Origin of the sequence: Psychroserpens sp. SPM9 (assembly GCF_025153525.1) — a bacterium.
In the GTDB taxonomy this organism is placed as follows: domain Bacteria; phylum Bacteroidota; class Bacteroidia; order Flavobacteriales; family Flavobacteriaceae; genus Psychroserpens.
The window spans coordinates 225,921-250,909 of the sequence record NZ_JANZNR010000006.1; the positions used below are offsets into that span (position 1 = coordinate 225,921).

Genomic DNA, 24,989 nt, shown 5'->3' on the forward strand with positions numbered 1-24,989 from the left:
TCGCGAGGAATAGACATAATCCTTGGGTGTCTAAAAATGACCAAGGCTAATTTAATTTTTAAATAGTTTAATTATGAAAAATTTATTAAATCTCGGAACAGCTTTAAACAGAGCTGAGCAAAAATCTATTTTAGGTGGAACTCCAATAAGACACGCTTGTGACGATGTCCCAGGTGACCAATGCTGTTACACAAATTTAGTACATATAACTCCTTGCCCATTCGGTGGAGCAAGTGATTCAGGCTGTTGGGTAGAGGAAACCGTTTGTACAGGTGGGCTTAATTAAACACCCTATATCATAATTCCATTTTATAAAGCTGTCTTTTTTAAGAGGCAGCTTTATTTAATCCATCACATAGCCCAATGGTTGTCCTGTGGCAGCATTAGGAAAACTAATCCCTAACAAAGCAGAAATCGTTGGCGCAATATCAGGGATTACTGTTTTTTGATAAGTCTCACCGTGAGTAATACCCTTTCCGAAGAATAACAAGGGCACATGTGTATCATAATTTAAGCCGCTCCCATGCGTCGACCCTGTTTTTCCGTAAGAAATATAAGCAGGATCTGCTACCAAAATAATATCTCCGGATCGCTTTTGGTTGTATCCATTTTGCAATAAAGATTCTATCCCATTTGTAAAATTGGAAGTGGTCATCGTATGTGCTGAAAATACTTTTTCAACATGCGTATAAGTAATCAATTCATTTACAATAGATTCTTGAACCATATTGATATTTAAACCTATACTGTCAATATAAGTTCTATTTAAGAAAATTTGATCATTGCTAATATTTTCAATCAAATCTGAAGACTTAAATTTTGCATTTAAATAATCGGTAAAACGTGTTCTTGTCTCTGTATTATTTAAATATCCTGAAGGGATTTTCATACTTTGTAAAAATGCAGGTACTTCAACGGCTCCATGATCGGCTGTAAGAAATACCGTATAATTTCCTGTACCTACCTGAGTATCTAAAAACTGAAAAAAACGCTCTAAATCTTTATCTAATCTTATATAAGTGTCTTCAATTTCTTTAGAACTTACTCCAAAATTATGTCCAACATAATCGGTTGCCGAAAAACTTACAGCTAAAACATCAGTAATAGCATCTTGTCCTAAAGCTTCTCCTTTTATAGCTTCCATTGCAAAATCTACGGTTAAACTATTACCATAAGGTGTTGCCTTGAGTATATCAAATCCTCTGTTCTCATCTTTTAATGCGGCTAAATCATAAGGAAATGTCGCTTTTTCTTTTCCTTTGAATCCGCCTTCAAAAGCATTCTCATCTGGTCCACTTTCAGTATAGGTCGAAATATCATAATAGGTATCCCAAGTTTTGAAATATGATTCTGCTGCTTTAGATGTATTAAAATTTGACACCCATGTTGGTAATTCATTCATATAAAATGTACTGGAAATCCAAACACCTTCATCTCTTCCGTGAAACCAATACGCCGCATTTGCTGTGTGTCCTGCAGGTAGAATTGCACCTCTGTCTTTTAAAGAAATCCCTATTGTTTTACCTTGCATTTGTGTAAACAATCTGTTTTCGTCACTAAATGTAGTGGTCTTCATACGGTTTGGAGACATTTTTCCGGCATCATCAGTCGTTCCAACAGATAATACATTATCATCCTGAGCACAATACACCATCGTTTGTATCTCTTTATCATACCAATTGTTGCCAATAATCCCATGGTATTTTGGTGTGGTTCCTGTGTACACAGAAGCGTGTCCCGGACCAGTATAAGTAGGCACATAATTGAAATGATTGTTTTTACAATTAAAGCCTTCGTTAATCATGCGTTTAAATCCGCCATCTCCATATTTCGCATAAAACCGTGTGAGGTAATCGTATCGCATTTGATCGACTACAATTCCAACGACCAGTTTAGGTGCATCTTGATCATAACTATTTGTTTGACCTTTAGATGTAAAATCTTCTGTTTCAGATACTGCAACCTTTTTTTGAGATTGACAAGACATCATAAAAGCGAATGTAAAAATTAGGAAGAGACTCTGTTTTATCATCGAATTAAAATTTAGAACTTCAAAAATACAGATTTTAATTCATCATCTTTTAAAGTTAAGGTTAAGAACTCGTCTTAATTTTTTACTTTTACCATAACAAATTTTACTATGCAATACCTTCATAATATTGGTGCTTATTTTATAATGATTGCCGAAATGTTTCGCAAACCAACGAAATGGTCGGTTATGCGGACATTAATTTTTAAAGACATTGATGATTTAATTATTGGCTCTTTGGGCATTGTTGCCTTTATTTCATTCTTTGTTGGTGGTGTAGTTACCATTCAAACAGCATTAAATATTAGTAACCCATTAATTCCGAAATATCTCGTAGGATTCGCAACACGTCAATCGGTTATTTTAGAGTTTGCGCCTACATTTATTTCCATAATTATGGCTGGTAAAGTGGGTTCATTTATCACATCAAGCATTGGAACCATGCGTGTTACCGAACAAATCGATGCATTAGAAGTAATGGGAATCAATTCCCTCAATTATTTAGTGTTTCCAAAATTTATCGCCTTGATGTTATATCCTTTTGTAATATCTATTGCTATGTTTTTAGGTATTTTAGGCGGATTGATTGCTGCTGTATATGGTGGCTTTGGAACTTATGAAGATTTTGTATTAGGTGTACAAACCGATTTCATTCCGTTTCACATAATTTATGCCTTTATAAAAACGTTTGTCTTTGCATTTGTATTGGCTACTATCCCCTCCTTTTATGGCTATTATATGAAAGGTGGCGCCTTAGAAGTTGGAAAAGCGAGTACAACATCTTTTGTTTGGACGAGTGTGGTAATTATTCTTCTCAATTATATTTTAACACAACTCCTGCTAAGCTAATGATACAAGTTAATAACATCCACAAATCATTTAAAGACGCTCATATCTTGAAAGGTGTGTCGACCACATTTGAAAAAGGAAAAACGAGTTTAGTTATTGGACAAAGTGGCTCAGGTAAAACTGTGTTTTTAAAATGCCTTTTAGGGTTATTTTCTCCTGAAGAAGGGACAATTGCTTATGATGGTAATATCTATTCCGAGTTGACCGATGACCAAAAGCGAAATCTCAGAGCCGAAATGGGTATGGTATTTCAAGGTAGTGCGCTTTTTGACTCAATGACAATTCAGGAAAATGTCATGTTCCCGTTACGCATGTTTACCAAACAAAGTAAAAGTGAAATGGAAGATCGTGCTGATTTTGTTCTGAAACGAGTAAATCTTGAAGGTGCGCATCATAAAATGCCAAGTGAAGCATCTGGTGGTATGCAGAAACGTGTTGCCATTGCCAGAGCAATTGTTAATAATCCGAAGTATTTGTTTTGTGATGAACCAAATTCAGGATTGGATCCCAAAACAGCCATTGTGATTGATAATCTTATTCAAGAAATCACCGATGAATACAACATCACAACAGTCATCAATTCGCACGATATGAATTCCGTCATGGAAATTGGTGAAAAAATTGTGTTTTTAAAAGACGGACTCAAAGCATGGGAAGGCTCTAAAAACACGATTTTTAAAACCGATAATGAAGTCGTAACCGATTTTGTGTATTCTTCAGAATTATTTAAAAAAGTACGCAAAATGTATCTGGAAGAAAACTAATACTTTTAGTTCCTCTGAATAACAATTGTATCTACCTGAAGCGTTTTTTGCAACCACTCTCTTAAATCTCGCTCTCTGGATAAAACAATACTATCGTTGAGCTCAACTTTCCATCTTACATTAGCCACAGTTACTGTATCAATATTTATAAAATCTTTAGACTCTAACATTTTAGAATAACCAAAGTATTCTAAATCGTCAAAACGCACTTTTGCATCACGAGATAAGTTGGTAAAAGAAACAGTCCCTTGCGCATTTTTTGATTCTATCTGCTTATTTAAGTTTGTAATATTAGCTTTAAGATCTTCAATTTGTTCTTGAAGTCCAGATATGATTAAATCTTTTTGATCCAGGTCTCTAATAGCTCTGTCATAAGCATCAGAAATTTTATCAAAACTCCGATTCCTATTCCCTTTTATCTCCAGCTCAAAATCTTTGATTTTATCATAGGTTTTTATTTTATTTTCCAAATTGGCGACGATTTGATCAGAAACTTCGCCATTAAAATAAAGTGTAATGTGTTTGTCATTCCAATTTGGCGTTCCTTTTTGTAGCCACAACTCATTATTAGAATCAATTTCTTCAGCTATAAAACTGTTATAATCCCCTTCAAACCCTTTTTGAATGATAAAGTTATAAAAAGTCCAAATTGCAGGAGCCATCACTAAAATGGCAACCAAAGATGCAAACTGTGCTGTTCGTTTACGCTTTTTTGAATTGGCATATTTGAGCATTGGAAAGCGCAATACTTTTAACACCAAAAATGTAGCTAAGGCTATAAAAATGGTATTGATTGTAAACAAGTACATCGCACCAACAAAAATCTCCCAGTCATGAGCTAAACCGTAACCTGCAGTACATAATGGTGGCATCAACGCCGTTGCAATAGCCACACCAAATATCACCGAAGCAATAGTTCCTTTTTTAGTTCGTGCAATGATAAGTGCAGCACCACCAAAAAACGCGATTAATACATCTCTAAGATCGGGTTTGGTACGACCAAATAACTCGTTCGTCATCAAGTCTGCCGTAGGAAAAAATTTAAAAAATAAATACGCTGTCATTAAACTCAGCACAATCATGGTTGCTAAATTTATGAGTGATTTTTTGAGCGTATCGATATCATTGACTGCAATTGAAAATCCAATTCCCAAGATAGGTCCCATTAATGGCGAGATTAACATGGCACCAATAACAACGGCTGTCGAATCTGCATTTAAACCTACAGAAGCCACCATAATCGAGCATACTAAAATCCAGGCTGTTGCTCCTTTAAATGGTATGTCATTTTTGATAGCTTCAATCGTAGCATCACGATCGGTATCGTCACGAAAATCTAATAATTCATTTAAAAATCGTTTGATACTTTGCCAAAGACCTGAAGCGTCTTTTTTTACCGCTTCTTTCGATTCTTCTACCGCTTTTTCTTTATTTACCTGAGCTTCCTCTTCAGAGAAATTAAATTTATTTTCGTCACTCATATACTATCCGTATTGTTCTCCAAATTTGTCCTTGACATCTTGAAGTACTTTTTTAATATCTTGTTCTTTTGCCTTCGGAAAGATAAGCAAAACTTCGTCCTTATCAACAATAATATAATCTTCAAGACCATCAATTACTACCACTTTTTTAGCCTTGGTTCTAATCATATTTCCTGAAGCATCTTCAGTGAGAGTTTCGGCATTTACAACTGCATTTCCACTGGCATCTTTGTCCAGTTTATCGTATAGACTTCCCCAGGTTCCTAAATCATTCCAATCAAAAGTAGCTGGAATCACATACACATTTTTTGAGTGTTCCATAACGGCATAATCCACAGAAATATTTTCAGCCTTTCTATAATTATCTCTAATAAAATCATCTTCAAAGTCGGTATTATAAACCTCATATCCTGAATCAAATAAACGGTACAATTCAGGTTGATTATTTTCAAAAGCCTTTAAAACACTTTTTACACTCCACATAAAAATACCAGCATTCCATAAAAAATTTCCTTGAGCAAGAAACTGTTTTGCCGTTTCATAATCGGGCTTCTCTCTAAACTGATTAACACTCTTAATATTATTTTGAGCCGATGTATCAAATTCAATATAACCGTATCCTGTATTTGGAAATGTTGGCGCAATACCTAAAGTCATCAATGCATCATTCTGAGCACAAAAATTAAAAGCTTCTTTAACGTTATTTGTAAAGGCAACTTCATCTTCAATCCAATGATCGCTTGGTGCAACAATCATCATGGCATTTTCATTTTCTTTCTTAATCTTTAAGGCTGCATATAAAATACAAGGTGCTGTATTACGCATTGCTGGCTCTAAAACAACTTGACGTTTGGTAACTTCTGGCAACTGTTCAAATACCAAATCATTATAACGTTCATTGGTAAGAATAAATATATTTTCCTTCGGAATTACCTTCGAAAGTCTATGAAAAGTTTTTTGAATCAAGGTGTCTCCGGTTCCTAACATATCGTGAAACTGCTTAGGAAAATCTACAGTACTTACAGGCCAAAACCTCGATCCTACACCTCCTGCCATGAGTATGGCATAATAATTTTTATTCATTTTAATCTTTTAATAATTCTACCTCTGCATTGGGATTGAACAGGTATAATCTTCTTGTACTCAACTCAACACATTCATATCGGGTGCGTCGTTTTGCTCCTTTCTTAAACACCCGACCATTGTACAATTTAAATGTACTATGCAAAGGTAATTCAAATATATAGGTTTTACCGTTTGGTTCATCAAATTGCTTTAAGGCATAAGCCAATGGAATATCTGTATCACTAGATGCTTTCGGATTTTTAAAATGTTTGGCTAGCAGTGGCAACAGATTTGGAGGGAACACTTCCGGATTTAAAAAGGGCAGCATTAAATACTGAAATGTGTGCTTCCATTCTTTACCATGAGGTTTAATAGTGTTCCCAAAGTTTTTATAAGCTTCAAAATGTGCTATTTCATGAATAAGTGTGATTAAAAAACGATAGATATTTAAATTTGAATTTACAGTAATTTGATGTTTTCCATTAGGTAAACGCTTATAATCTCCATGTCGTGTTTTACGTTCTTTTTTGATTTTAATACTCAAATTATCATGATCTAAAAGCGCACTAATTTTCGGAATGGCCTGCTGCGGAATATACGTCTGAAGTGTTTGTTGCATAAAATTTAATCTTTAATAACCAGCATTTTTGACTCGTTATTAATATTTAAAAAGTACAAACCTGCCGAAGTTCCTTCAGGAATTTGCAATTTAGTAATACTTCCGAAGGCATTAAATTCACGACTAAGAATATTTACTTGTCGGCCTCTAATGTCAAATATTGAAATCACATCATCAGCAGATGTATTGGTAATATAGACTTCACTATTGGTAACAGGATTCGGATAAATGATTTGTTCCGTTTGTTCAGGAACACTAACGTTTCCGCTGAAATAAGGTACTGCAAAATCAAAGGCATCATGCCCCACTTTCTCACCAATTAATCGCCCTGGAATATCATCAGCTGGTGGATGAATGCCTCCCCAAATTCGTGATAAACTTGTTTGATCGGATGCATCTCTATAAGTTGCCCATTGTAATTTTACATCTACTGAAGGACCTTGCTCGAAGACTAAAAAGTCATTTTGCTTTGCAACAAATTCACCCATTCCTCCAGGAAAAAACGGACTGCCCGTAATTTTTGTCAAAACTTCGGAAGCTGCACGTGAAAAAGTGGAATGCCCAGACACATAACCTGCAAAAGGTGGTGTCACAAAAGTTGGACGTTGATAAGGCCACCAATTTTCAGCAAGTATCCACCCAACACCAGCGATATCGGTAGTTTCATCATCAATATAATCGGGACCTTTCCAAGTAAATAGTTTTATTTTACCCACATGCTCTCCTGAATCACCTCTCAAAGGGTCGCTTAAACCGACAACCTCTATTAAACCATCCAATAATGGAATACCAGCAACATGATAATTATCTAAAGTGTCGTCGGTACTTTGTCCTAAAAGTGCCATGTTCCGAATGGCAGATACTGGTCGCACATAATCATACCAACCCTTGATACTCCATGCCGATATTGCCGAATCATGCATCGCACCACCTAAGATAAAATACGATTTCACATCCCATTGTAAATCGTCTAACAGGTCACCTTCACCTTCAAATCTTTTCTCTAAATCTGGATGTTCATTGACATAATTTAAAATAGTAAACCAATGCCCTGGTGGTGTTTCAGAATCGGGACCATCTGCCCAAAACTCAGCTAAAACTCTGGTATAATCGCCTCGCGGGACGAATTGTGATTCATAAGCTTGTCCGGTAACTGGATTCATAGCATGACCTGTACCAATATCACCACCTTCAATCACATTATAGAAACTTGGATAATCGTTGTAATTGGTTGGAAATGTTGAAATATCAGTATTACCAATAGCGCCTGGAGAAATGTCCCAAAGTACACCATCATTTGGATCTAGATGCGAGCCCCAAATAGACACCATTGAAAATCCTAATTTATAGGCATCACTAGAGGCATCATGAGTATTTAAATTTAAATAAGGCGGATCATTCGGGTCATTATAAACTTGATAGGTATTGCCATCACGTTGAAATGTATGTCGATCATCATCAGTCATTGCAAAGGCATGTACATTTCCCCATTCCGGACTTAAAAAAGCGACGGTTGAACCCGGAATCAAATTTCCGCTTTGATCAATAAACGTATTTAAACTTAGTGGTTGCCATCGATTAGGATCGAACATCAATGTTTCGGTTGGTATATTTGGTGCCAAAGGTTCATTAACTGGCGTATAGTAAGCATTCTCAAACGCTTCTAATTCTCTGGAGCCATCGCCATTTCCGTAGCTAATTAACACTTGAGCTACATAATTCCCTAATGCGGCGGCGTTTCCAAATTGATATAAGGTAGTGACAGCAAATTCGGTTTCATAGCCCAATTGCTCCATAATTAAATCGAATAATCGTTGTGACTCTTCAGCATTTGGCGAATTTTGGAATCGGTAACTCAATAACCGATACATGGCATAACTAATCGCTTTTTTTCTGGAATCTTCATCATTTTCCAAAGGAATAAACTCGAGTAACTCTGTCGTAAAATTATTGACTGTATTTCCGATAAGATAAGGTCTGGCTTCGTCGTCATAAATCGCCCAAATATCATACATGGCAATACTAGAATGAAACAAATTTCTGGCGTGAACTGTTGGTCTGGCGAAATCATTTCGAATGGCATGCAACAAAACTTCATTCCATAGTCGTGCGATAGATACATCTTCGGGGATATTGTTAGCATTTAAAGACACTTCCAGCTGTTGTTCTTCACTAAAACAAGTGCCATCATTTTCTCTTAAACTTAAGGTTCCTGTTTCATTCAATCCCCATTTTATGCTTATAGTATCTGTCCCTTGACCTTCAATAATTTCACCTCCTGACACACTCCAGTTGGCCGTAGAGCCCTCAGTAATAGGATAGGTATACGTTTCTACTCTAAAAAAACCAGAAGTGGTATTGCCCGAAATTTGATGAGCTGTTAAATAAGAACAGGTGCCGTCATCTAGCGTGGCATTGGGGTTATAAGTACAGGAAAACGGATCGGTACAACCGTATATTTTTTGACTCGGAAGGATATCTAAATCTGTAAACGATTCGCCTTCAATCGCAAGAAACGTTCTGTTGACACCTATCGTTTGAAATGTTTCAATAAGACCTGATGGCCATTTAATTTCTAATTCCTGAAGTTGCGTGTTTTGTGGCAAACCAAAATGAACCGCTTGCAAGCTTTGAGATAAAAACCCAACACCTGTATAGTATCTTTTAAAAGTTCCAGATGTTGTGGTTAAGGTTAAGGTTGTTCCGATGGCATCACGATTAGAAACCGTTCCTTGCAACATAATTTTTAGCCAGAGTAATGCACTTTCTTCATCAAAATTGAGAAGTTTATTTTCATACAAAATTGATTGCTCATTAGCATTTGTTACATAAATATCTAAATCCCCATCATTGTCATAATCAAAATCTACAGCTTCCACACTAACGGTTAGCGCATTAAAATTTACATTTCCGGAAACATCTTCAAAACCTGTTCCTCCTTCAGCTATTAAGTTTTTATAATACACATTTTGTTCTGTAGAGCGCTCTTCAAATTCAAATCCGTTAGCAATAATTAAATCTTCGTCACCATCTAGGTCAAAATCTGCAAAACGTGTTCCCCAAGCCCAGCCGGTTCCGGTCAAATTATTAGCAGCACCAGCAAAACTAAACGTATTAGCACCATTATTTTGGAGCAGTGCATTTTCATCAATAGCAGTAATAAATATATCGAAGGCACCATCGAGATTAAAATCGGCATAGGCCATCCCCATGTCATCAAACATATTATCTAAGCCATAGGTTTCGGCATCTTCAACAAATGAGGTACCGTTTTGATTGATAAACAAACTATTAGGGTCGTTAAAATCGTTGGTGACATATAAATCCATCCAGCCATCCTCATTGATATCAATAGGAAGTGCTGTATAACTTGCCAACGTATCAGTGGTGAGCATATTAGTACTTACGGTAACATTGGTAAAAGTCCCGTTGCCATTATTGCGATAAAGTGAATTGGTTCCGCAAAAATCCCAATCGTTGATATACAAGTCTAAAAAACCGTCGTTATTATAATCAAACCAAGTTGCTCCCGTATGGCGACATTCACTGCTTTGTGTAAGTCCGGCACCTTCAGTCACTTCAGTAAACACACCTTCCTGATTGATAAATAATTGGATTCTTTCAGAATTTGTAAAGAGAATATCAGGATAGCCATCATTATTATAGTCGCCCCAGGACACGCCATGCTTAAAACCTTTAAGTCCGAAGAACGCATCTAAATCCTCATCAAAAGGTAATAAATTAGCGAGTCCGACTTGATCGGTGACATCGGTAAATGATCCATCATTATTATTTCTATAGAGCTTACTATGTGTTGCTTCTTCACCATCAACATCCTGGTTTAGTGCTACGACAAATATGTCTAAATCAAGGTCGTTATCATAATCGGCTACCGCTACTCCGTTATTATGCTTTAAATCTCCTAATCCTGAAATGACTTGAACTTGCTCAAAAATTTGAGCAGATAGTCTTGTTGATCCCAATGAAACAATTATAATGAAAGTGTATAAAAGTTGGTGAAAGGGTACTGTTCTTTTCACGTATTCAATTTTTTATAAATATAAGAATTAATAAAAATTCTATAGTATTCGCTACTAATTATATCTATAAAACAACTTAAGTTACTTTAATCCGAATAAAATTAACGGAAAAGCCTCCCAACATCTGTGTAAAGAGAACATCACAAACTTAGCTGAAGAGTTCTAAAAGTGCAGGCTCAAGGTGATGATATTCAAAATTAAAGCCTTCTTCTTCAATTTTTGAAGCACTCACTCTTTGGCTTTCAAAAAGTAAAATATGCATCTCACCTAATACTAGTTTCATAGCCAATTTTGGAATGTTTGGTAAAATTAAAGGCCTGTGAAGTACTTTAGCTACAGCTTTAGTGAGTTCATTATTGGTTACAGGGTTTGGAGCCACAGCATTATAAACACCTTCAAGTTTTTGAGTTACAGCAAACACAAACAATTGGGCTAAATCCTGAATGTGAATCCATGACTGCCATTGTTCACCAGTTCCAAAAGCTGCTCCAGCACCAAAGCGAATAGGTTTTGCTATTTCAGGTAAAGCGCCACCTTTTTCAGAAAGCACTAAACCGATTCTGATTTTAGCGACTTTTATACCAAGTTGAGAAAACGCATCGACAGCCGCTTCCCATTGTTGAACCACATCACCCAAAAACGAACTAGAAGTCTCGGTTTCGTCTTCTTCATAATAATTGGTTAAAGAATCTGGATACACGCCAATGGCACTCGCCGAAACAATTTGTTGTACAGGAAACTTATGTGCTGCTATGGTTTCCTTGAGAAGCTTTGCGGTTTGCGTCCGACTTTCAACAATGGTTTGTTTGTAATCATCTGTCCACCGTTTAGAAATCGTAGCACCAACCAAGTTGATAATGGTATCGACACCTTCAAAGCAATTGCTATCAATTTTGTCATTATTAGGATTCCAATAAAATCCTTTATAATTAGGGCTTGTACTGAGTTTTTTTTTGGATGTGGATAGGTAATGAACTGTAAGATTTTGATCATGACAAACCTTCACAATCTCTTGCCCAATTAAACCTGTCGCACCTGTAATTAATATCTTTTGCATAGCATTACAAAGTTACTGAAATCCATGACCAAGCCTATTGCTTTTAGTAAGGGTTTAACGTTTAACAGCTCTGAGCATGTGACGCTTTCCTGGAGGTCCTTGAAGGCGTTCTACTTCAAAACCTAAAGACTTCAGGGTGCGACGCACACTTCCTATTGCCGCATAGGTGGTGAGCACACCATTAGGTTTTAAAGCTTTGTACATGATTTTAAAAATATCTTCTGTCCAGAGTTCGGGTTGAACACGAGCGCCAAAAGCATCAAAATAGATAACATCATAAGTGTTTTCTTCGGAAATTTCTCTGAAAAATTTCTGTTGTTTGGTGAGTGTAAACAGTTTCGAGATTTGAACCGGTTTCTCCCAGTCAACGCTGTGAAGTCTTTCAAATGTTTCAGTATCTGTTTGTAATTGCGACGGATAATTGAGTTGTGTTATTTCTTCCGAAGTAATAGGAAAAGCCTCCACACCTACGTAATGAATTAAGCGTTTTAAGGATTCAGCCTTTGTTAAAGTTAACAAAGCATTTAAACCTGTTCCGAATCCAATTTCTAAGATTGAAATCGGGCTTTTAGAATGCGGACTTAATTCAGAATAAAAAAGCAAACCATGCTTAATATACACATGATTTGCTTCTTGTATGGCACCATGAACAGAATGGTATTGCTCGTTCCAATCTTCAATTTGAATGGTTTTTGAGCCATCTGCAGTGGTGATGATATGACGTTGCAATTTATTTTGCTTTTAGCAGAACACCATCGGCTAAAAATGAATAAGTTTTTTTAGGCTCGGTAATTTTTGCAATTTCCTCTGGAGTTGCACCACCATCTTCAGCATAGTGACGTTGTTCATCTACAGGAACTTCATTAACAAAGGCTTTTCCGTTGATGATGACTTCTTTTCCTGAAATATCTTTTGGCATAAAAAAACCATAATCTTTAAACTTCACCATAACTTGTTCACCATCTGGCAAATCAAGTTTCATCCAACACCCTTTAGCCTGACATACCTCATCTACTTTTGCAATCATTTTGGCATCTATAGAATCTCCAACAGTCATACTAGCATAATGTACAGCCATACGCTTTGCAGGTAAGGCATCTTTAGCTGTAATTTCTTTACCGAAAGATTTATAATTGACATCTTGAGTTTCGACTTGCGCAATGGCATCAGAATCATTTAGAGAATCTGTATTTTTAGTTTCTTCTTTACACGATACTAGTATTATAGCGACCAGTAGAATTGAAAATATATGTTTCATTTTAATCTTGATTTTTTTTGTAATTTAAGTTGTAAAGTTACGTATTTTTTGTAAAACATTATCTTTTATAACCCATGAAAAATGACTAAATTTGCAAAACTAAATCACACCAAATAATGTCAAATATTTATACTAGTAATTTACACATTGAAAAAGCTGCAACCTCAAAAATTAATGATGTTGACTTTAACAATTTGCCTTTTGGAAGAATCTTTACAGACCACATGTTTATTTGTGATTATGTAGATGGAAGCTGGCAACAGCCAAAGATCGTGCCTTATCAGGCAATGTCTATGGAACCTTCTGCTCGTGTATTTCATTATGGTCAAGCTGTATTTGAAGGAATGAAAGCCTACAAAGATGATCATGGTGATGTATTTTTATTTAGACCTGAAGAAAATTTCAACCGTATTAATAAATCCTGCGCACGCTTAGCGATGCCTGAATTCCCAAAAGATTATTTTTTTGAAGGATTAACAACTTTATTACAACTTGATAATGCTTGGGTACAACCTGGTGTAGGAAACTCATTATATGTAAGACCATTTGCTATTGCCATAGATTCTGCCATTGCTGCTGCACCTTCTAACGATTATCGTTTTATGATTATTTGTGCACCAGCAAAAGCCTATTACAAGGGCACTGTTAAGGTTTTAATTGCTGAAGAATTTAGCCGCTCGGCCAATGGTGGTGTTGGATATGCTAAAGCTGCCGGAAATTATGCCGCTCAGTTTTACCCAACTAATTTAGCACAGCAGAAAGGCTATCAGCAAGTGATTTGGACCGATGCAGATACGCATACACTTTTAGAAGAAGCTGGAACAATGAATGTGTTTTTTAGAATAAACGACACCTTAATTACGGCTCCAACCAGTGATCGTATTTTGGATGGTGTGACTCGTAAGAGCTTAATTCAGTTAGCTAAAGATAATGATATCACTTGTGAGGTGAGACCAATCAAAGTAAATGAAATTGTTGAAGCTTCTAAAAACGGAAGTTTAAAAGAGATTTTTGGAGCTGGAACCGCTGCAGTTATTAGTCCGATAGAAGGTTTTGAATATAAAGACACCTATTATGAGCTTCCAGAAATTGGAGCCCATTCGTATTCTAGTGTTTTGAAGAAAAAAATGCTAAACATTCAGCATAATTTAGCTGAAGACAAGCACAACTGGAGATACCAAGTTAAATAAAATAAAAAGAGCCAAATGGCTCTTTTTTTTATGACTCTAAAATGGCTTTAATATGAGGTTTAAAATAATTTGGACCTTTTAAAACTTTGCCATCTTCTCTATAGATAGGTTCACCATCTTCACCAAGTTTACTCATATTGCTACGTTGAATTTCATCGAATACCTCTTCTATTTTATGTTGCAATCCATGTTCAATAATAGTGCCGCACAAAATGTAGAGCATATCCCCTAACGCATCGGCAACTTCTACCAAATCATTAGCGTTAGCTGCTTCCAAATATTCTTCATTCTCTTCACGCATCAATTTATAGCGCAGCATATTTTTTTCTATGCCTAAATCGGCTTTTGGCGTTTCTCTATGACCAATTTTAAATGCGGTATGAAATGCTTTAACAGCTTCTATTTTATTCTTCATTTTAATTGTATTAATTTTGCATAAAAATAGCTATATGTTCAGTAATGGTCAATTGATTTTTGGAATTTTATTCGCGTTAGTGTTTGCTGTCATCATTTTTTTTGCATATCGCAAAGACCTCAAGCTACATAAAAAGTATTATAAAGGAAGTGTTTGGATTTTGATTGCCTTTATAGTTTTTATTGCGGCAATAGCTCTTATTAAATTTGCATTTGCTTAATTGTTTTAAGCCCAAAGTGGCAAATCGCTACTTAAATCTCCTTTTTTTTGTAACTTAATGCTTAATATACCTAGTAATGGGTATGTTTTGATGTCGTCCTACGTGGCATCTTTGAGCTATTAATTAACCAAAAACCCTTTATTATGAAAACTAAAATTTTAAACGCAAGTATTGCCTTATTACTCTTGTTTAGTATATCATCATGTGACGATAAAAAGGAATCGACACCAGTTGTTACTGATAGTGACTGTATTGATTTATCTGTATTAGATACTATCCCTAAATATGATTTAACCGATGGCACAAAACTGTATTTCAATCTGGATTTATCTTATAAAGATTTTCAAGTGATCCATCTTAGTTCAGATTTAAGGTATACACCTTTTGTTGTGGTTTGCAAAGTGAACGCTAACCCAGACCCACAAGAAACTGATAAGTATGTAATTAATAAGTTTGAATTAGGTGTTAGATCTATCAACAAAAATCCTGAGACGTACTATCATTTTAAATCTGATGCTGAGATTACAAACTTTACTGAAGACAATTATAAATATAAAATTTCTGCCAATATAGATGTCAATACGACCCAACCCAGATTATCTGTTGCAAGGATTGCTTCCGATTTAAAAAAAGTAAGTAGAGGCGATAAAATGGAGGTCAAAATTGACCCAAAAATACTTCTCAATTCTCTTAATGCTATTAATGCAGAAAACGATAAGGCATTACATCGCTTTATTGAAGACATGAACATATGTTGTGACGGAGCGATTTGTAGTTTAAGACTTGTATTTTAAATATGTCAAGACAGTCGTTTGTAATTCTTATCATCGTATTAAGTGCAAATCTTGTATCTGCACAAAGTGATTCTGAACTTCAGTTTATCAACGACTTTATCATTCCGTTAAAGACACATCAAATTGAACATCTGGAGCACAAGAAAGAATCCTTGACGGATTCTTTCTTGACTTTATATGTCACGTGTCAACTTCAGAATATAAAATTCAAAAAAATAGAAACTGCTACGTTTCAAAAATTCGAAGCCTTAAAAGATAGTAGCGCCTTTAAAAAAATTCTTTACCACATTAACAAAGGAGATTACATTTTAAATAGTGAGCGATTTGCCGATTCAAAAGCTATTGTCCAGTATGAACATGCACTCAATTTATCCAAACAAATCGAAAATGAATATCTATTATGTGAAGCTATACGACGTAAATGCGCTTATGAATTTAAAACTCAGCAAAGCACAGCTGAACTAGGAAATTCCTTATCACGATACAAAGCCCATGCTTATGATACCTACGAAACATTTTCGGTGGATTTTTTTCAACTTGGTCATCAAATGCAAAAGGAAACACGCGATACCACAGTTATTAAAATAGATGCTTTTTACGATTTAATAAAAACATCTAAAGAAACAAATAGTCGTATCGCAGTTGGAGAAGCTTATCAATTAACAGGTGTGTATTATATGCTGTTTGCAAAAAATATTGACAGCACGTTGCTTTATTTTAAACTGGCAAAAGAAAAATACAATACCTATACTACAGCATTTTCAAAAATCAAATCCATTGGTATTGAAATTAATAACTCTTTACTGTTACAGAAAAAAGGCGAATACGAAGCATCTTTAACAAAACTAGACAGCATTAAAAAACTAGAGATTCCCAATCAAAACCTTAGAGAACAACTCAGTATTTACAGATTTTTAAAAAATGCCTATCTCAATATAAATGCTTACGAGACCGCTTACGAAATGCAATCCATAGAAAAATCTATTGAAGATAGTTTAGACCTTATCAAACACAAAATATCTATTGCCGATATTGAAACATCGTATAAAACAAAAGAAAAAGAACAAGAAAACAAGAAATTAAAAACCGATAAAAAAAACCTCATCTACACGGCGAGTAGTATTTTTCTCTTTGGCACCATCATCGCATTTCTTCTTTTCAAAAACACCAAACGCAAGCAAAAACTCGCCGAACGCGAAAAAGAACTCGAAACCCAAAAACTAGCCACAGTACTCAAAGAACAAGAGCTCACTGCAATAGACGCTATGATAGAAGGTCAGGAAAAAGAACGTCAACGCATCGCTAATGATTTGCATGATGATTTAGGCGGACTCATGGCTACTATAAAGCTCCATTTTAATGCTTTAAAAGAAAAGCATACACCAGAACTATACACAAAAACCAATACGCTTATCGATGAAGCTTACCAAAAAGTAAGAACGGTTGCCCATGCCAAAAACTCAGGTGTTATAGCCAAACAAGGGCTCTTAAAAGCTATCAATGAAATGGCTGATAAAATTTCTGTAGCAAATACTATGACTATTGAGGTTATTGATCACGGATTGGAAAACAGACTTGAAAATAGTTTGGAGTTAACCATTTTTAGAATTGTGCAAGAACTCATAACCAATGTGATTAAACATGCCAATGCCACCGAAGTGAGCATCCATATAACCAACCATGACGACTCCCTAAATATAATGGTAGAAGATAACGGAAAAGGGTTTAACCCAAGTCAGATAACCAAAACCAATAAAGGCATGGGTATAAGTAGTATTGACAAACGTATAGAACATTTAAATGGCAAAATGACCATTGAATCTGAAGAACTAAAAGGAACAACCGTAATTATAGATATCCCATTATGATACGATTAGCTATAGCCGAAGACCATCAATCACTAATTGATGGCATCAAATTACTTTTAGAATATGAGGAAGATATCACTATTGTAGGCACAGCAAATGATGGTGAAGCCCTTTTAAAAATTGTAAAATTAAAACGGCCAACAGTAGTTTTAACTGATATAAGAATGCCAAAACTTGATGGCATTGAAGCAACCAAACATATCAAGAAAGCTTATCCGCATATCAACATCTTAGCCTTCTCAATGTTTGACCAAACTGATGCCATACAACAAATGTTAGATGCAGGAGCTACAGGCTATATTTTAAAAAATTCTGCGCTTTCTGAGGTTTTACATGCTATTCGTACAGTTGCAAAAGGAGCTGCTTATTTTGATGCCAATATAAATACTAATGCTTTAGCTTCGGAAAATAAAACCAAAAAGAAAGGCTTATTAACAAAACGCCAAATTGAGATTTTAGAGCTTATTGCCTTAGGAAAAACTTCACGGGAAATCGCAGACGAACTGTTTATTGGTGTTCATACCGTAGACACACACCGTAAAAACATGGCCCGAATTTTAGGGCTTCAAGGTAAAGGCGAATTGATGCGCTATGCCTTAGAAAAAAAATACCGCTTTTAAAATTACCTAGTATTGGGGATTTTTTAGCCTGCTCAACTTCATTAGGTTTATACCAATATTAAGTCAAATCACAAAACACCTTATAATAACAAATTGTTTGCTATAATTTTGGCTGGTTATGCTATTATTCATAGGGAGAATTAAACCATCCAGTCACTTAAAAATCCTCATTATTGGGGATTTTTTCGTATTAATTTATCTTTTACTTTTCTCAAATGAAAGACCATTCAAAAACTGCCGAACAACAATTAATTCAACTTATTAAACACCTTGAAACAACCAATAATACACTTAATACTACTGAGTTGTTTTCAGTATTAAAGGCTACTAAAACCATTTATGAGAATGATTATTTTATTGATTTTATAATTCAGTCCTTTAATACACTCAGTCATACACCTCAACAGGCAACCAAAACACTGACAAAGCGTGAAAAACAGGTAGTTTTACTCATAGGTAAAGGCTTACAAAACACTAGTATTGCATTAGAACTTGGATTGCGTAAATCGACTGTTGAAACACACAGAAAAAATATTAGAAAAAAACTAAAACTTAACGGAACAGACAATCTGTTTACTTTTTCGTTTTTATACCAATTACAGAATCAAATGTCTCAATCTTGATGACCTTTTGGCATTTTTACGATACTAATTAAAACAACACTTATGTTAGTCTTAATAATTCTTTTAGCGATTAATATGCTGTTATTGAAATTCAGTGTAAATAATAATAAATAATCGCAGAACACAATTTTAAACATACCCATTATTAGGTATGTTATCATGCGGATTGGAATCATAACTTTGATGGTCATCATGTTTTTGCTGACTTGTAAATCTAATTCGTTATGCACTCAGAGTTATTCCAGTTTCAACTTCCCGAGTTTTTAAAGGCCTTATTTCAAGTTAACACAATTACCATTTATGCCTATCCCATATGTATTTTAATAGGCAGTTTGTTAGCAATTTATATCCTTCGGAAAAAAGAAAAAGCCAGTCAGCATTACTTTTTCTCCTACCAATTATTATTGATAGTTCTAATTGCTGCTTTTATTGGCGGTAAACTATTTTTATTTTTTGAAACGCCTCTTAATTATATCAAACATCCCGAACATATTACCAAAATTATTTCGGGTGGTTATGTGTTTTATGGTTCTTTTATCACTTGCACAATAAGCCTTATACTCTACCTGAAAATTCATAACATCGCCATTTTAAAATCTTTAGACATCATTGTTTTAAGCACTACCATTCTACACGCTTTTGGCAGAATAGGTTGTTTTATGGCTGGATGCTGTTATGGTCAAGCCTTTGAATTTGGTATGATGTTTCCTAAATCCTATCCTCATAAAGTACATCCCACCCAATTGTACGAAGCTGCCTTTCTTCTTTTAGTTTTTTTACTTCTGAATAGAAGGTATAAAACCAAACACTTTCATGGTGAAGTGTTTAGTCTCTATTTGTTTTGCTACGCTGTTGGGCGATTTATTATTGAGTTTTTTAGAGGTGACCATCGAGGTACTATCATGGATGGATCTGTATCGCATTCGCAGTTTATAGCTTTTATTTTGTGTCTTCTATCGTCTTTTTTATTCCTAAAATTAAAACGAAATTCTCCAAGCACAGATTAAATATACCCGCTAATAGGTATTTACTTCGATAGGCTTAATAGCTAAGTTTGAGTATTAATCAAATCTTACTTCTTATGAAATATTTACACACATTTAAACGGCTATTGAGTATGGTTGGTATTGTTGTCATATCGGTTTTCTCCATCACAACAAATCTCTCATGCGAAGACGATCTTTGTGATGCCATAGCATTGGCAGATCTTACTATCCCTGTGGTCGCAGATTTATTTGATCAATTTGGAAATCCGATTATAGATCAAAATACTGGACAAATCATTCAAGGGCTTAACGAATTGTATCACAACAGACGAACAGGTGAAGTTTTTAATAATCAATTTCCTCCAAGTCAAGGTGTTTTAGTTGGTGACGTTATCGATATGGCCACTAGTATCTATAATGTTTTTTCGGCAACAGATTGTGAATTAGGGAACACTGCTGGGCCTTCAACTACAGCACCAAAACTAACCATTGACGGTCCGCTTTATAGTGGCGAACAACCTTTAGAAGGCATGTTTACACCTCAAATTCCTGCTAATAATAAAGTCTTTACTGCAACGACATTTCAAGTATTGACGCCTGGATTTTATTCAGTAGATTTTAATGCCAATGCGCCACGGAATGTCCCTGAGCACAGTTTTGACAACAATTTTTATTTTGGCAATAACGGAAATTACAGTCGTAAAAGTCCGGCATTCGAAGTCAGAGAAAATCCGAATCGTTTGAGTAATTCCCAAGGAACTTTTGAGATTAAAAAGAATTTAGCTCCCAAAACTATGGAAGCCATGAAAAATATGGAATTCTATAAGTTTTTAACCTCCGAACAACTTGGTGCTTGGTATCAGGAAAAACTGAGCCAAAAACAGAAGTGACCACAAATAAAAAGCAGCATATCAAATAAACGATATGCTGCTTTTTTTTATGATAAGACTGTAGCTTACATTTTCACATTTACCGGAAGAAAACTATAGTGCTTACTATAACTTAACATTTGTCCGTCAAACGATTCAGGCTGTGTTACTTTAACAGCAGTAATATCACCATTCTCATCTTTTTCAGCAACAAGAACCGGATTCACAAAACCGCTATATGGTGCAGATGTAAATTGCTTGTTACGCTCTAAAACTTCAGCATGAATAGCTTGATCTACTTTAACACCGTAACCTTCTACAAGAGCTTCAACAGCTTTATAATCACCTTCAGATTTGATACGTTGCGTTTCTCTTAGTAATTGTCCGAATAACTCATGAAGCTTTTCATAATCATTAATATTGAAATAGGTTTTTCCATCTCTAGTCACCTTTTCAATTACATTATCGGCTTTACCTTTTTCAAAAGCCCAAGCAGAAACCCATTGTCTGTTAACCATATGCGCTTCTTCAACATCATCACCTAAATTTAATCGAATTAATTGTGTCATCAATCCGTTTCTGATATAGCCATCATAAGCTGCTTTACCAACAGATTTCCAATCGTCTACAAGACCCAATTCTTGCAATTTAGGGTTGTATAAATAGTATAATCCAACCAAATCTGCACGCCCTTCTTCAAGAGTAGAAGCATATTTTTTAAGTGTTTCTTTAGTTTCACCAACACCAGGATTTAATTGACCTGAAGCATGACCAATCACTTCGTGAAGTGCGGTATGTAATTTATCGGCCAATTGTCCATATTTTTCTTCCAACTCAAACTCTTCGTCATCATGTACAAACTCTTTTAAACGACCTGTGCTTCCAGCATTATTGTATGAATGAATTATGTTTCCTAGAGACACAGACTTACTTCCTACTGCAGCACGAATCCAGTTCGCATTTGGTAAGTTTACACCAATTGGCGTGCTTGGCGATGCATCACCAGCTTCACCTGCAACATTTACAACTTTATAAGTGACACCTACAACGCTGTCTTTTTTATGAGCATCCATTAGCGGAGAGTTATCTTCAAACCACTGCGCATTTTCAGATAAAACAGACATTTTCTCAGACATATCAAAGTCTTTAATCTGTACGATAGTTTCGTAAGAACCTCTGTAACCAGCTGGATCGTTATAGACTTCAATAAAACTATTGATATAGTCAATATTTCCTTCGGTAGCTGCAGTCCACGCCACATTATAATCATCCCAAGTTTGCAAATCTCCAGTTTTGTAATATTCAATTAGTAAACCGAGAGCATCCCCTTGAGCTTTATTTTCAGCAACACCTTGAGCTAATTCTAACCATTTTACGATTTCATCAATAGCTTCACCATACAAACCTCCCGATTTATAAACACGTTCTTTTAAAACACCGTTTTCTTTTACTAACTGTGAATTAAGTCCGTATGACAGCGGTTTATCAGGGTTTGGAGACTTTTTCTTCTTATAGAAATTTTCCACATCAGCGGTTGTAACGTCTGGACCATAGAAATTTACTGCGGAAAGTAAGACGTTATCAACATCTTTAGTTAGATTAACTTTTTTAGCATCTTTATCATTAAAAATAACGTCAAAAGCTTCACCTTCTAAAACAGAGTTCGTTTCAGCTAAGAGTCCTTTAAGATATGCCGAAGAAAATCCTGGCTTTATCTTATCGTTTGAGTAATGGTGGTGAATTCCGTTAGAAAACCAAACACGTTTTAAATACGTCTCGAAAGCTTTCCAATCTTCAGTTGTTTTATCGCCTGTGTATTTGGTATAAACATTCTCTAATGCTTGTCTGATTTTCAAGTTATGTCTGTAATTTTGATCCCACATAATGTCGCGTCCAGACAAACCAGCCTGTGTCAAATAGTAGACTAACTTTTGTTCTTTAAGCGTTAAGTTTTCCCATCCCGGAATTTGATAACGTAACACTTTGATGTCTGCAAATTGTTCAACATTATAGTCAAATTCTTTTTGCTCTTGAACGGTTGCAGTATCTTCAACTACCTCCTTTTGATCCTCTTTACAAGAGAACATAAAACCCGTTATTATTGCTAATACCAGTATAAATTTTAATTTCATTGTTAAATATTTAATTGTTGTCCCACAAATGTAATCATTTATAGACATCTCCTAAAATTGATTATCTTTGATTACCTAATTAATTTAACATCAAAAAACGACAATGAAAGCACTTAAGTATATTCTTTTTTTGCTCATAATATTATTTATTGGTGCCTCAATTTATGTAGCTGTTCAACCTAATTCATTTGAAGTCACACGCACAAAAACCATTAACGCTCCCGCAAGTGTTGTATATGAGAATGTTATAGATTTTAAAAACTGGGAAGCCTGGTCTTCTTGGGTTGAAGCTAAGCCTGAAACCAAAATCACTTTGGCCGAACAAACAAGAGGAATTGATGGTTCGTATTCTTGGGAAGATGAGGATGGCGTTGGCAGGATGAAAACTGTAGACACCAAATTGAATGAAATTATTGTCCAGGAAATGCAGTTTGGTGAGTTTCCTAAATCGGATGTTAAATGGCAACTAAACCCTATCGAAAAAGGCAAAACAGAAGTCACATGGACGATTTCTGGAAAGGATCTTCCGTTTCAGGTTAAAGCGTTTTCAGCCTTTATGGGTGGCATGGAAAAACAAATTGCTCCACACTTTGAAAGAGGTTTAGAAAAACTGGATAGCGTTCTGGTTGCAGATATGAAAGCCTACAATATAACTATTGAAGGTATAACTCAACATAGTGGCGGATTTTACTTATACAATACAACGTCTTGTAAAATGGAAGATTTACAATCTAAAATGCAAGAAATGATGCCAAAAATTGGAGGATATGCTCTGGCAAACAACATTACTATGGCTGGAAAACCTTTTGTGATTTACCATAAGTGGGATACCGATAACAATACGGTTATGTTTTCGTATTGCATTCCAACAACATCAAGAATACTTACTAATGACCCAGAAGTTTTAACAGGACAATTAGACCCTTTTAAAGCTGTAAAAGTAGTATTGAAAGGCGGTTATGAAAACCTTGAAGAAACCTGGGAAAAGGCAATGGCTTATATCCAAGCTGAAGAACTGGTACAACCAACAACTGGTATCGCTTTAGAGTCGTATGCGGTTGATGAAAACACAAGTCCTAACCCAGCCCATTGGATTACCGAAATCTATCTGGAAGTTGAATAACCATCAAAACGAGTAAATGAAACAACTTCTCCTTGTATTTTTAGGTGGTGGCTTTGGAAGTGCTTTACGTTATCTTTTCGGAAAGTTTCTTAACAGCTCTGAAAACGGAATTCCTTACGGAACCTTTGCTGCAAATATTTTGGGAAGTCTTCTTATTGGTATCATTTTAGGTTTGGCTGCAAAACATGACAGCTTAAATTCTAATCAAACCTTGCTTCTGGCTACTGGATTTTGTGGCGGATTTACAACGTTTTCAACCTTTGCATACGAAAATCATATATTTCTAAAATCTGGAGATTTCGCGAGCTTTGCCATGTATACCATAGCGAGTTTTATTGTTGGTTTTTTAGCTGTTTTCTTCGGAATGTATCTCGTTAAATCCTAGTCTTTTTTAAAGGCTTTGACGCCCGCTTTGATTTCTACATCCAAATAATTCTCACGAGGTACAATAGGACAGGAATACTTTTCATTATAGGCACAATACGGATTATAAGCCTTGTTAAAATCGATCACAATTGAATCGCCTTCTGGAATACGCAAATCGATATATCGACCACCTCCATAGCTAGTTTCACCATTGGTATTGTCTAAAAACGGAAGAAATAAGTAATCTTCAAATCCTGCGGTTTTCATTAAATTTTTGCCTTGATAAACATTTAATGTATAGGTTGTTTTGTGTATTTGAAATGTTATCACACCATAAACACGTTCGTCTGACACACGACTTGTAGTGGTTTGCATTTTAAACCATTCAGAATCCGGAGTTCGTTTTAGTGTTGCTGTCACCACATAGGTTGAATCGAATTTAAAAAAATCTAGTCCTTTAAAATTTTTTCGGTCTTTCGCCTTTAATGGTGATGATGTGGCATCTTTGTATTCGGCATTAATTTCTTTCTGAAATTCAGTATCACCAGCAATAGGTGTTTTTTCCTGAGCACAACTTAGTGTTGATACTAATAACAAACAAAATAAATAAAATCTCATAGT

Annotated in this window: 23 protein-coding genes; 12 read left to right on the forward strand and 11 right to left on the reverse strand. The window is 35.3% G+C overall.

Going from position 1 to position 24,989, the window contains the following annotated elements; translation table 11 throughout:
• The first annotated feature begins 73 nt into the window (after positions 1-73).
• Positions 74-286, forward strand: coding sequence for a hypothetical protein (locus N4270_RS13305; protein ID WP_260097816.1), 213 nt, complete (start codon positions 74-76; stop codon positions 284-286).
• Between the two features lie 57 nt (positions 287-343).
• Here N4270_RS13305 and pafA read toward each other — a convergent pair whose 3' ends face one another.
• Positions 344-2,032, reverse strand: coding sequence for an alkaline phosphatase PafA (gene pafA / locus N4270_RS13310; protein WP_367399962.1), 1,689 nt, complete (start codon positions 2,030-2,032; stop codon positions 344-346).
• A 108-nt stretch (positions 2,033-2,140) separates the two neighbouring features.
• Here pafA and N4270_RS13315 point away from each other — a divergent pair, with 108 nt between their 5' ends.
• Together N4270_RS13315 and N4270_RS13320 are read left to right on the forward strand one after the other, a co-directional pair.
• Positions 2,141-2,878 (forward strand): ABC transporter permease, encoded by a 738-nt coding sequence (locus tag N4270_RS13315; RefSeq protein ID WP_260097818.1) that lies wholly within the window; start codon positions 2,141-2,143, stop codon positions 2,876-2,878.
• Positions 2,878-3,642: an ABC transporter ATP-binding protein gene (locus tag N4270_RS13320; protein WP_260097819.1), complete on the forward strand. Its 765-nt coding sequence runs from the start codon at positions 2,878-2,880 to the stop codon at positions 3,640-3,642. Before N4270_RS13315 ends, N4270_RS13320 begins: the two co-directional genes overlap by 1 nt.
• Positions 3,643-3,647: 5 nt before the next feature.
• Here N4270_RS13320 and N4270_RS13325 read toward each other — a convergent pair whose 3' ends face one another.
• From N4270_RS13325 to N4270_RS13355, 7 genes are all read right to left on the reverse strand, one after another.
• Positions 3,648-5,123, reverse strand: a complete 1,476-nt coding sequence (locus N4270_RS13325) for a DUF389 domain-containing protein (RefSeq protein WP_260097820.1) — start codon at positions 5,121-5,123, stop codon at positions 3,648-3,650.
• A 3-nt stretch (positions 5,124-5,126) separates the two neighbouring features.
• On the reverse strand, positions 5,127-6,206 hold the full coding sequence (locus N4270_RS13330) for a mannose-1-phosphate guanylyltransferase (protein ID WP_260097821.1): 1,080 nt from the start codon (positions 6,204-6,206) through the stop codon (positions 5,127-5,129).
• A gap of 1 nt (position 6,207) precedes the next feature.
• The gene (locus tag N4270_RS13335) at positions 6,208-6,807 is read right to left on the reverse strand and encodes a SprT-like domain-containing protein (protein WP_260097822.1); all 600 of its coding nucleotides are present in this window, start codon (positions 6,805-6,807) and stop codon (positions 6,208-6,210) included.
• 5 nt (positions 6,808-6,812) lie between these two features.
• Positions 6,813-10,790, reverse strand: a complete 3,978-nt coding sequence (locus N4270_RS13340; protein WP_260097823.1) for an FG-GAP-like repeat-containing protein — start codon at positions 10,788-10,790, stop codon at positions 6,813-6,815.
• Positions 10,791-10,995: 205 nt separating this feature from the next.
• On the reverse strand, positions 10,996-11,904 hold the full coding sequence (locus tag N4270_RS13345; RefSeq protein ID WP_260097824.1) for a TIGR01777 family oxidoreductase: 909 nt from the start codon (positions 11,902-11,904) through the stop codon (positions 10,996-10,998).
• Positions 11,905-11,958: 54 nt separating this feature from the next.
• Positions 11,959-12,633 (reverse strand): tRNA (5-methylaminomethyl-2-thiouridine)(34)-methyltransferase MnmD, encoded by a 675-nt coding sequence (mnmD, locus tag N4270_RS13350; protein WP_260097825.1) that lies wholly within the window; start codon positions 12,631-12,633, stop codon positions 11,959-11,961.
• Position 12,634: 1 nt separating this feature from the next.
• Positions 12,635-13,162: a DUF4920 domain-containing protein gene (locus tag N4270_RS13355; protein WP_260097832.1), complete on the reverse strand. Its 528-nt coding sequence runs from the start codon at positions 13,160-13,162 to the stop codon at positions 12,635-12,637.
• 116 nt (positions 13,163-13,278) lie between these two features.
• Between N4270_RS13355 and N4270_RS13360 the strand changes: the two genes are divergently transcribed.
• Positions 13,279-14,352, forward strand: a complete 1,074-nt coding sequence (locus N4270_RS13360) for a branched-chain amino acid aminotransferase (protein ID WP_260097834.1) — start codon at positions 13,279-13,281, stop codon at positions 14,350-14,352.
• A 28-nt stretch (positions 14,353-14,380) separates the two neighbouring features.
• On the opposite strand, the gene N4270_RS13365 is transcribed toward N4270_RS13360, so the two are convergent.
• Positions 14,381-14,767 carry a nucleoside triphosphate pyrophosphohydrolase family protein gene (locus tag N4270_RS13365; RefSeq protein WP_260097835.1) on the reverse strand — a complete coding sequence of 129 codons (387 nt, stop codon included), beginning with the start codon at positions 14,765-14,767 and terminating at the stop codon, positions 14,381-14,383.
• Between the two features lie 363 nt (positions 14,768-15,130).
• On the opposite strand from N4270_RS13365, the gene N4270_RS13375 reads away from it, so the two are divergent.
• The 6 genes from N4270_RS13375 to N4270_RS13400 all read left to right on the forward strand — a co-directional run bounded on the left by N4270_RS13375 (position 15,131) and on the right by N4270_RS13400 (position 20,768).
• The gene (locus tag N4270_RS13375) at positions 15,131-15,781 is read left to right on the forward strand and encodes a hypothetical protein (RefSeq protein ID WP_260097836.1); all 651 of its coding nucleotides are present in this window, start codon (positions 15,131-15,133) and stop codon (positions 15,779-15,781) included.
• A gap of 2 nt (positions 15,782-15,783) precedes the next feature.
• Positions 15,784-17,649 carry a sensor histidine kinase gene (locus N4270_RS13380; RefSeq protein WP_260097838.1) on the forward strand — a complete coding sequence of 622 codons (1,866 nt, stop codon included), beginning with the start codon at positions 15,784-15,786 and terminating at the stop codon, positions 17,647-17,649.
• On the forward strand, positions 17,646-18,269 hold the full coding sequence (locus tag N4270_RS13385; RefSeq protein ID WP_260097840.1) for a response regulator transcription factor: 624 nt from the start codon (positions 17,646-17,648) through the stop codon (positions 18,267-18,269). Before N4270_RS13380 ends, N4270_RS13385 begins: the two co-directional genes overlap by 4 nt.
• Positions 18,270-18,484: 215 nt before the next feature.
• Complete coding sequence (locus N4270_RS13390; RefSeq protein ID WP_260097841.1) at positions 18,485-18,892, forward strand: response regulator transcription factor; 408 nt, start codon at positions 18,485-18,487, stop codon at positions 18,890-18,892.
• Between the two features lie 224 nt (positions 18,893-19,116).
• Positions 19,117-19,899 carry a prolipoprotein diacylglyceryl transferase gene (locus tag N4270_RS13395; protein ID WP_260097843.1) on the forward strand — a complete coding sequence of 261 codons (783 nt, stop codon included), beginning with the start codon at positions 19,117-19,119 and terminating at the stop codon, positions 19,897-19,899.
• A 74-nt stretch (positions 19,900-19,973) separates the two neighbouring features.
• Complete coding sequence (locus N4270_RS13400) at positions 19,974-20,768, forward strand: hypothetical protein (RefSeq protein WP_260097844.1); 795 nt, start codon at positions 19,974-19,976, stop codon at positions 20,766-20,768.
• A 65-nt stretch (positions 20,769-20,833) separates the two neighbouring features.
• Here the strand turns inward: N4270_RS13400 and N4270_RS13405 are convergent, their stop codons facing one another.
• On the reverse strand, positions 20,834-22,879 hold the full coding sequence (locus N4270_RS13405) for a dipeptidyl peptidase 3 (protein ID WP_260097845.1): 2,046 nt from the start codon (positions 22,877-22,879) through the stop codon (positions 20,834-20,836).
• 103 nt (positions 22,880-22,982) lie between these two features.
• On the opposite strand from N4270_RS13405, the gene N4270_RS13410 reads away from it, so the two are divergent.
• Both N4270_RS13410 and crcB read left to right on the forward strand, forming a co-directional pair.
• Entirely contained in the window at positions 22,983-24,002 is a 1,020-nt protein-coding gene (locus tag N4270_RS13410) for an SRPBCC family protein (protein ID WP_260097846.1), read from the forward strand.
• Positions 24,003-24,018: 16 nt separating this feature from the next.
• Positions 24,019-24,387: a fluoride efflux transporter CrcB gene (gene crcB / locus N4270_RS13415; protein ID WP_260097847.1), complete on the forward strand. Its 369-nt coding sequence runs from the start codon at positions 24,019-24,021 to the stop codon at positions 24,385-24,387.
• On the opposite strand, the gene N4270_RS13420 is transcribed toward crcB, so the two are convergent.
• A complete protein-coding gene (locus N4270_RS13420) occupies positions 24,384-24,986 on the reverse strand; it encodes a DUF1684 domain-containing protein (RefSeq protein ID WP_260097848.1) in 603 nt (200 codons plus the stop codon). The two genes, crcB and N4270_RS13420, sit on opposite strands and share 4 nt — an antisense overlap.
• Between the last annotated feature and the right edge of the window lie 3 nt (positions 24,987-24,989).

What these genes read in the sequence shown, in the direction of transcription:
- N4270_RS13325 (WP_260097820.1), bottom strand. Translation starts at nt 5,123, where the DNA reads ATGAGTGACGAAAATAAATTTAATTTCTCTGAAGAGGAAGCTCAGGTA.
- N4270_RS13390 (WP_260097841.1), top strand. Translation starts at nt 18,485, where the DNA reads ATGAAAGACCATTCAAAAACTGCCGAACAACAATTAATTCAACTTATT.
- N4270_RS13315 (WP_260097818.1), top strand. Translation starts at nt 2,141, where the DNA reads ATGCAATACCTTCATAATATTGGTGCTTATTTTATAATGATTGCCGAA.
- N4270_RS13380 (WP_260097838.1), top strand. Translation starts at nt 15,784, where the DNA reads ATGTCAAGACAGTCGTTTGTAATTCTTATCATCGTATTAAGTGCAAAT.
- N4270_RS13410 (WP_260097846.1), top strand. Translation starts at nt 22,983, where the DNA reads ATGAAAGCACTTAAGTATATTCTTTTTTTGCTCATAATATTATTTATT.
- N4270_RS13405 (WP_260097845.1), bottom strand. Translation starts at nt 22,879, where the DNA reads ATGAAATTAAAATTTATACTGGTATTAGCAATAATAACGGGTTTTATG.
- N4270_RS13305 (WP_260097816.1), top strand. Translation starts at nt 74, where the DNA reads ATGAAAAATTTATTAAATCTCGGAACAGCTTTAAACAGAGCTGAGCAA.
- crcB (WP_260097847.1), top strand. Translation starts at nt 24,019, where the DNA reads ATGAAACAACTTCTCCTTGTATTTTTAGGTGGTGGCTTTGGAAGTGCT.
- pafA (WP_367399962.1), bottom strand. Translation starts at nt 2,032, where the DNA reads ATGATAAAACAGAGTCTCTTCCTAATTTTTACATTCGCTTTTATGATG.
- N4270_RS13345 (WP_260097824.1), bottom strand. Translation starts at nt 11,904, where the DNA reads ATGCAAAAGATATTAATTACAGGTGCGACAGGTTTAATTGGGCAAGAG.
- N4270_RS13320 (WP_260097819.1), top strand. Translation starts at nt 2,878, where the DNA reads ATGATACAAGTTAATAACATCCACAAATCATTTAAAGACGCTCATATC.
- N4270_RS13330 (WP_260097821.1), bottom strand. Translation starts at nt 6,206, where the DNA reads ATGAATAAAAATTATTATGCCATACTCATGGCAGGAGGTGTAGGATCG.
- N4270_RS13355 (WP_260097832.1), bottom strand. Translation starts at nt 13,162, where the DNA reads ATGAAACATATATTTTCAATTCTACTGGTCGCTATAATACTAGTATCG.
- N4270_RS13335 (WP_260097822.1), bottom strand. Translation starts at nt 6,807, where the DNA reads ATGCAACAAACACTTCAGACGTATATTCCGCAGCAGGCCATTCCGAAA.
- N4270_RS13400 (WP_260097844.1), top strand. Translation starts at nt 19,974, where the DNA reads ATGAAATATTTACACACATTTAAACGGCTATTGAGTATGGTTGGTATT.
- N4270_RS13385 (WP_260097840.1), top strand. Translation starts at nt 17,646, where the DNA reads ATGATACGATTAGCTATAGCCGAAGACCATCAATCACTAATTGATGGC.
- N4270_RS13395 (WP_260097843.1), top strand. Translation starts at nt 19,117, where the DNA reads ATGCACTCAGAGTTATTCCAGTTTCAACTTCCCGAGTTTTTAAAGGCC.
- N4270_RS13375 (WP_260097836.1), top strand. Translation starts at nt 15,131, where the DNA reads ATGAAAACTAAAATTTTAAACGCAAGTATTGCCTTATTACTCTTGTTT.
- N4270_RS13365 (WP_260097835.1), bottom strand. Translation starts at nt 14,767, where the DNA reads ATGAAGAATAAAATAGAAGCTGTTAAAGCATTTCATACCGCATTTAAA.
- N4270_RS13420 (WP_260097848.1), bottom strand. Translation starts at nt 24,986, where the DNA reads ATGAGATTTTATTTATTTTGTTTGTTATTAGTATCAACACTAAGTTGT.
- N4270_RS13360 (WP_260097834.1), top strand. Translation starts at nt 13,279, where the DNA reads ATGTCAAATATTTATACTAGTAATTTACACATTGAAAAAGCTGCAACC.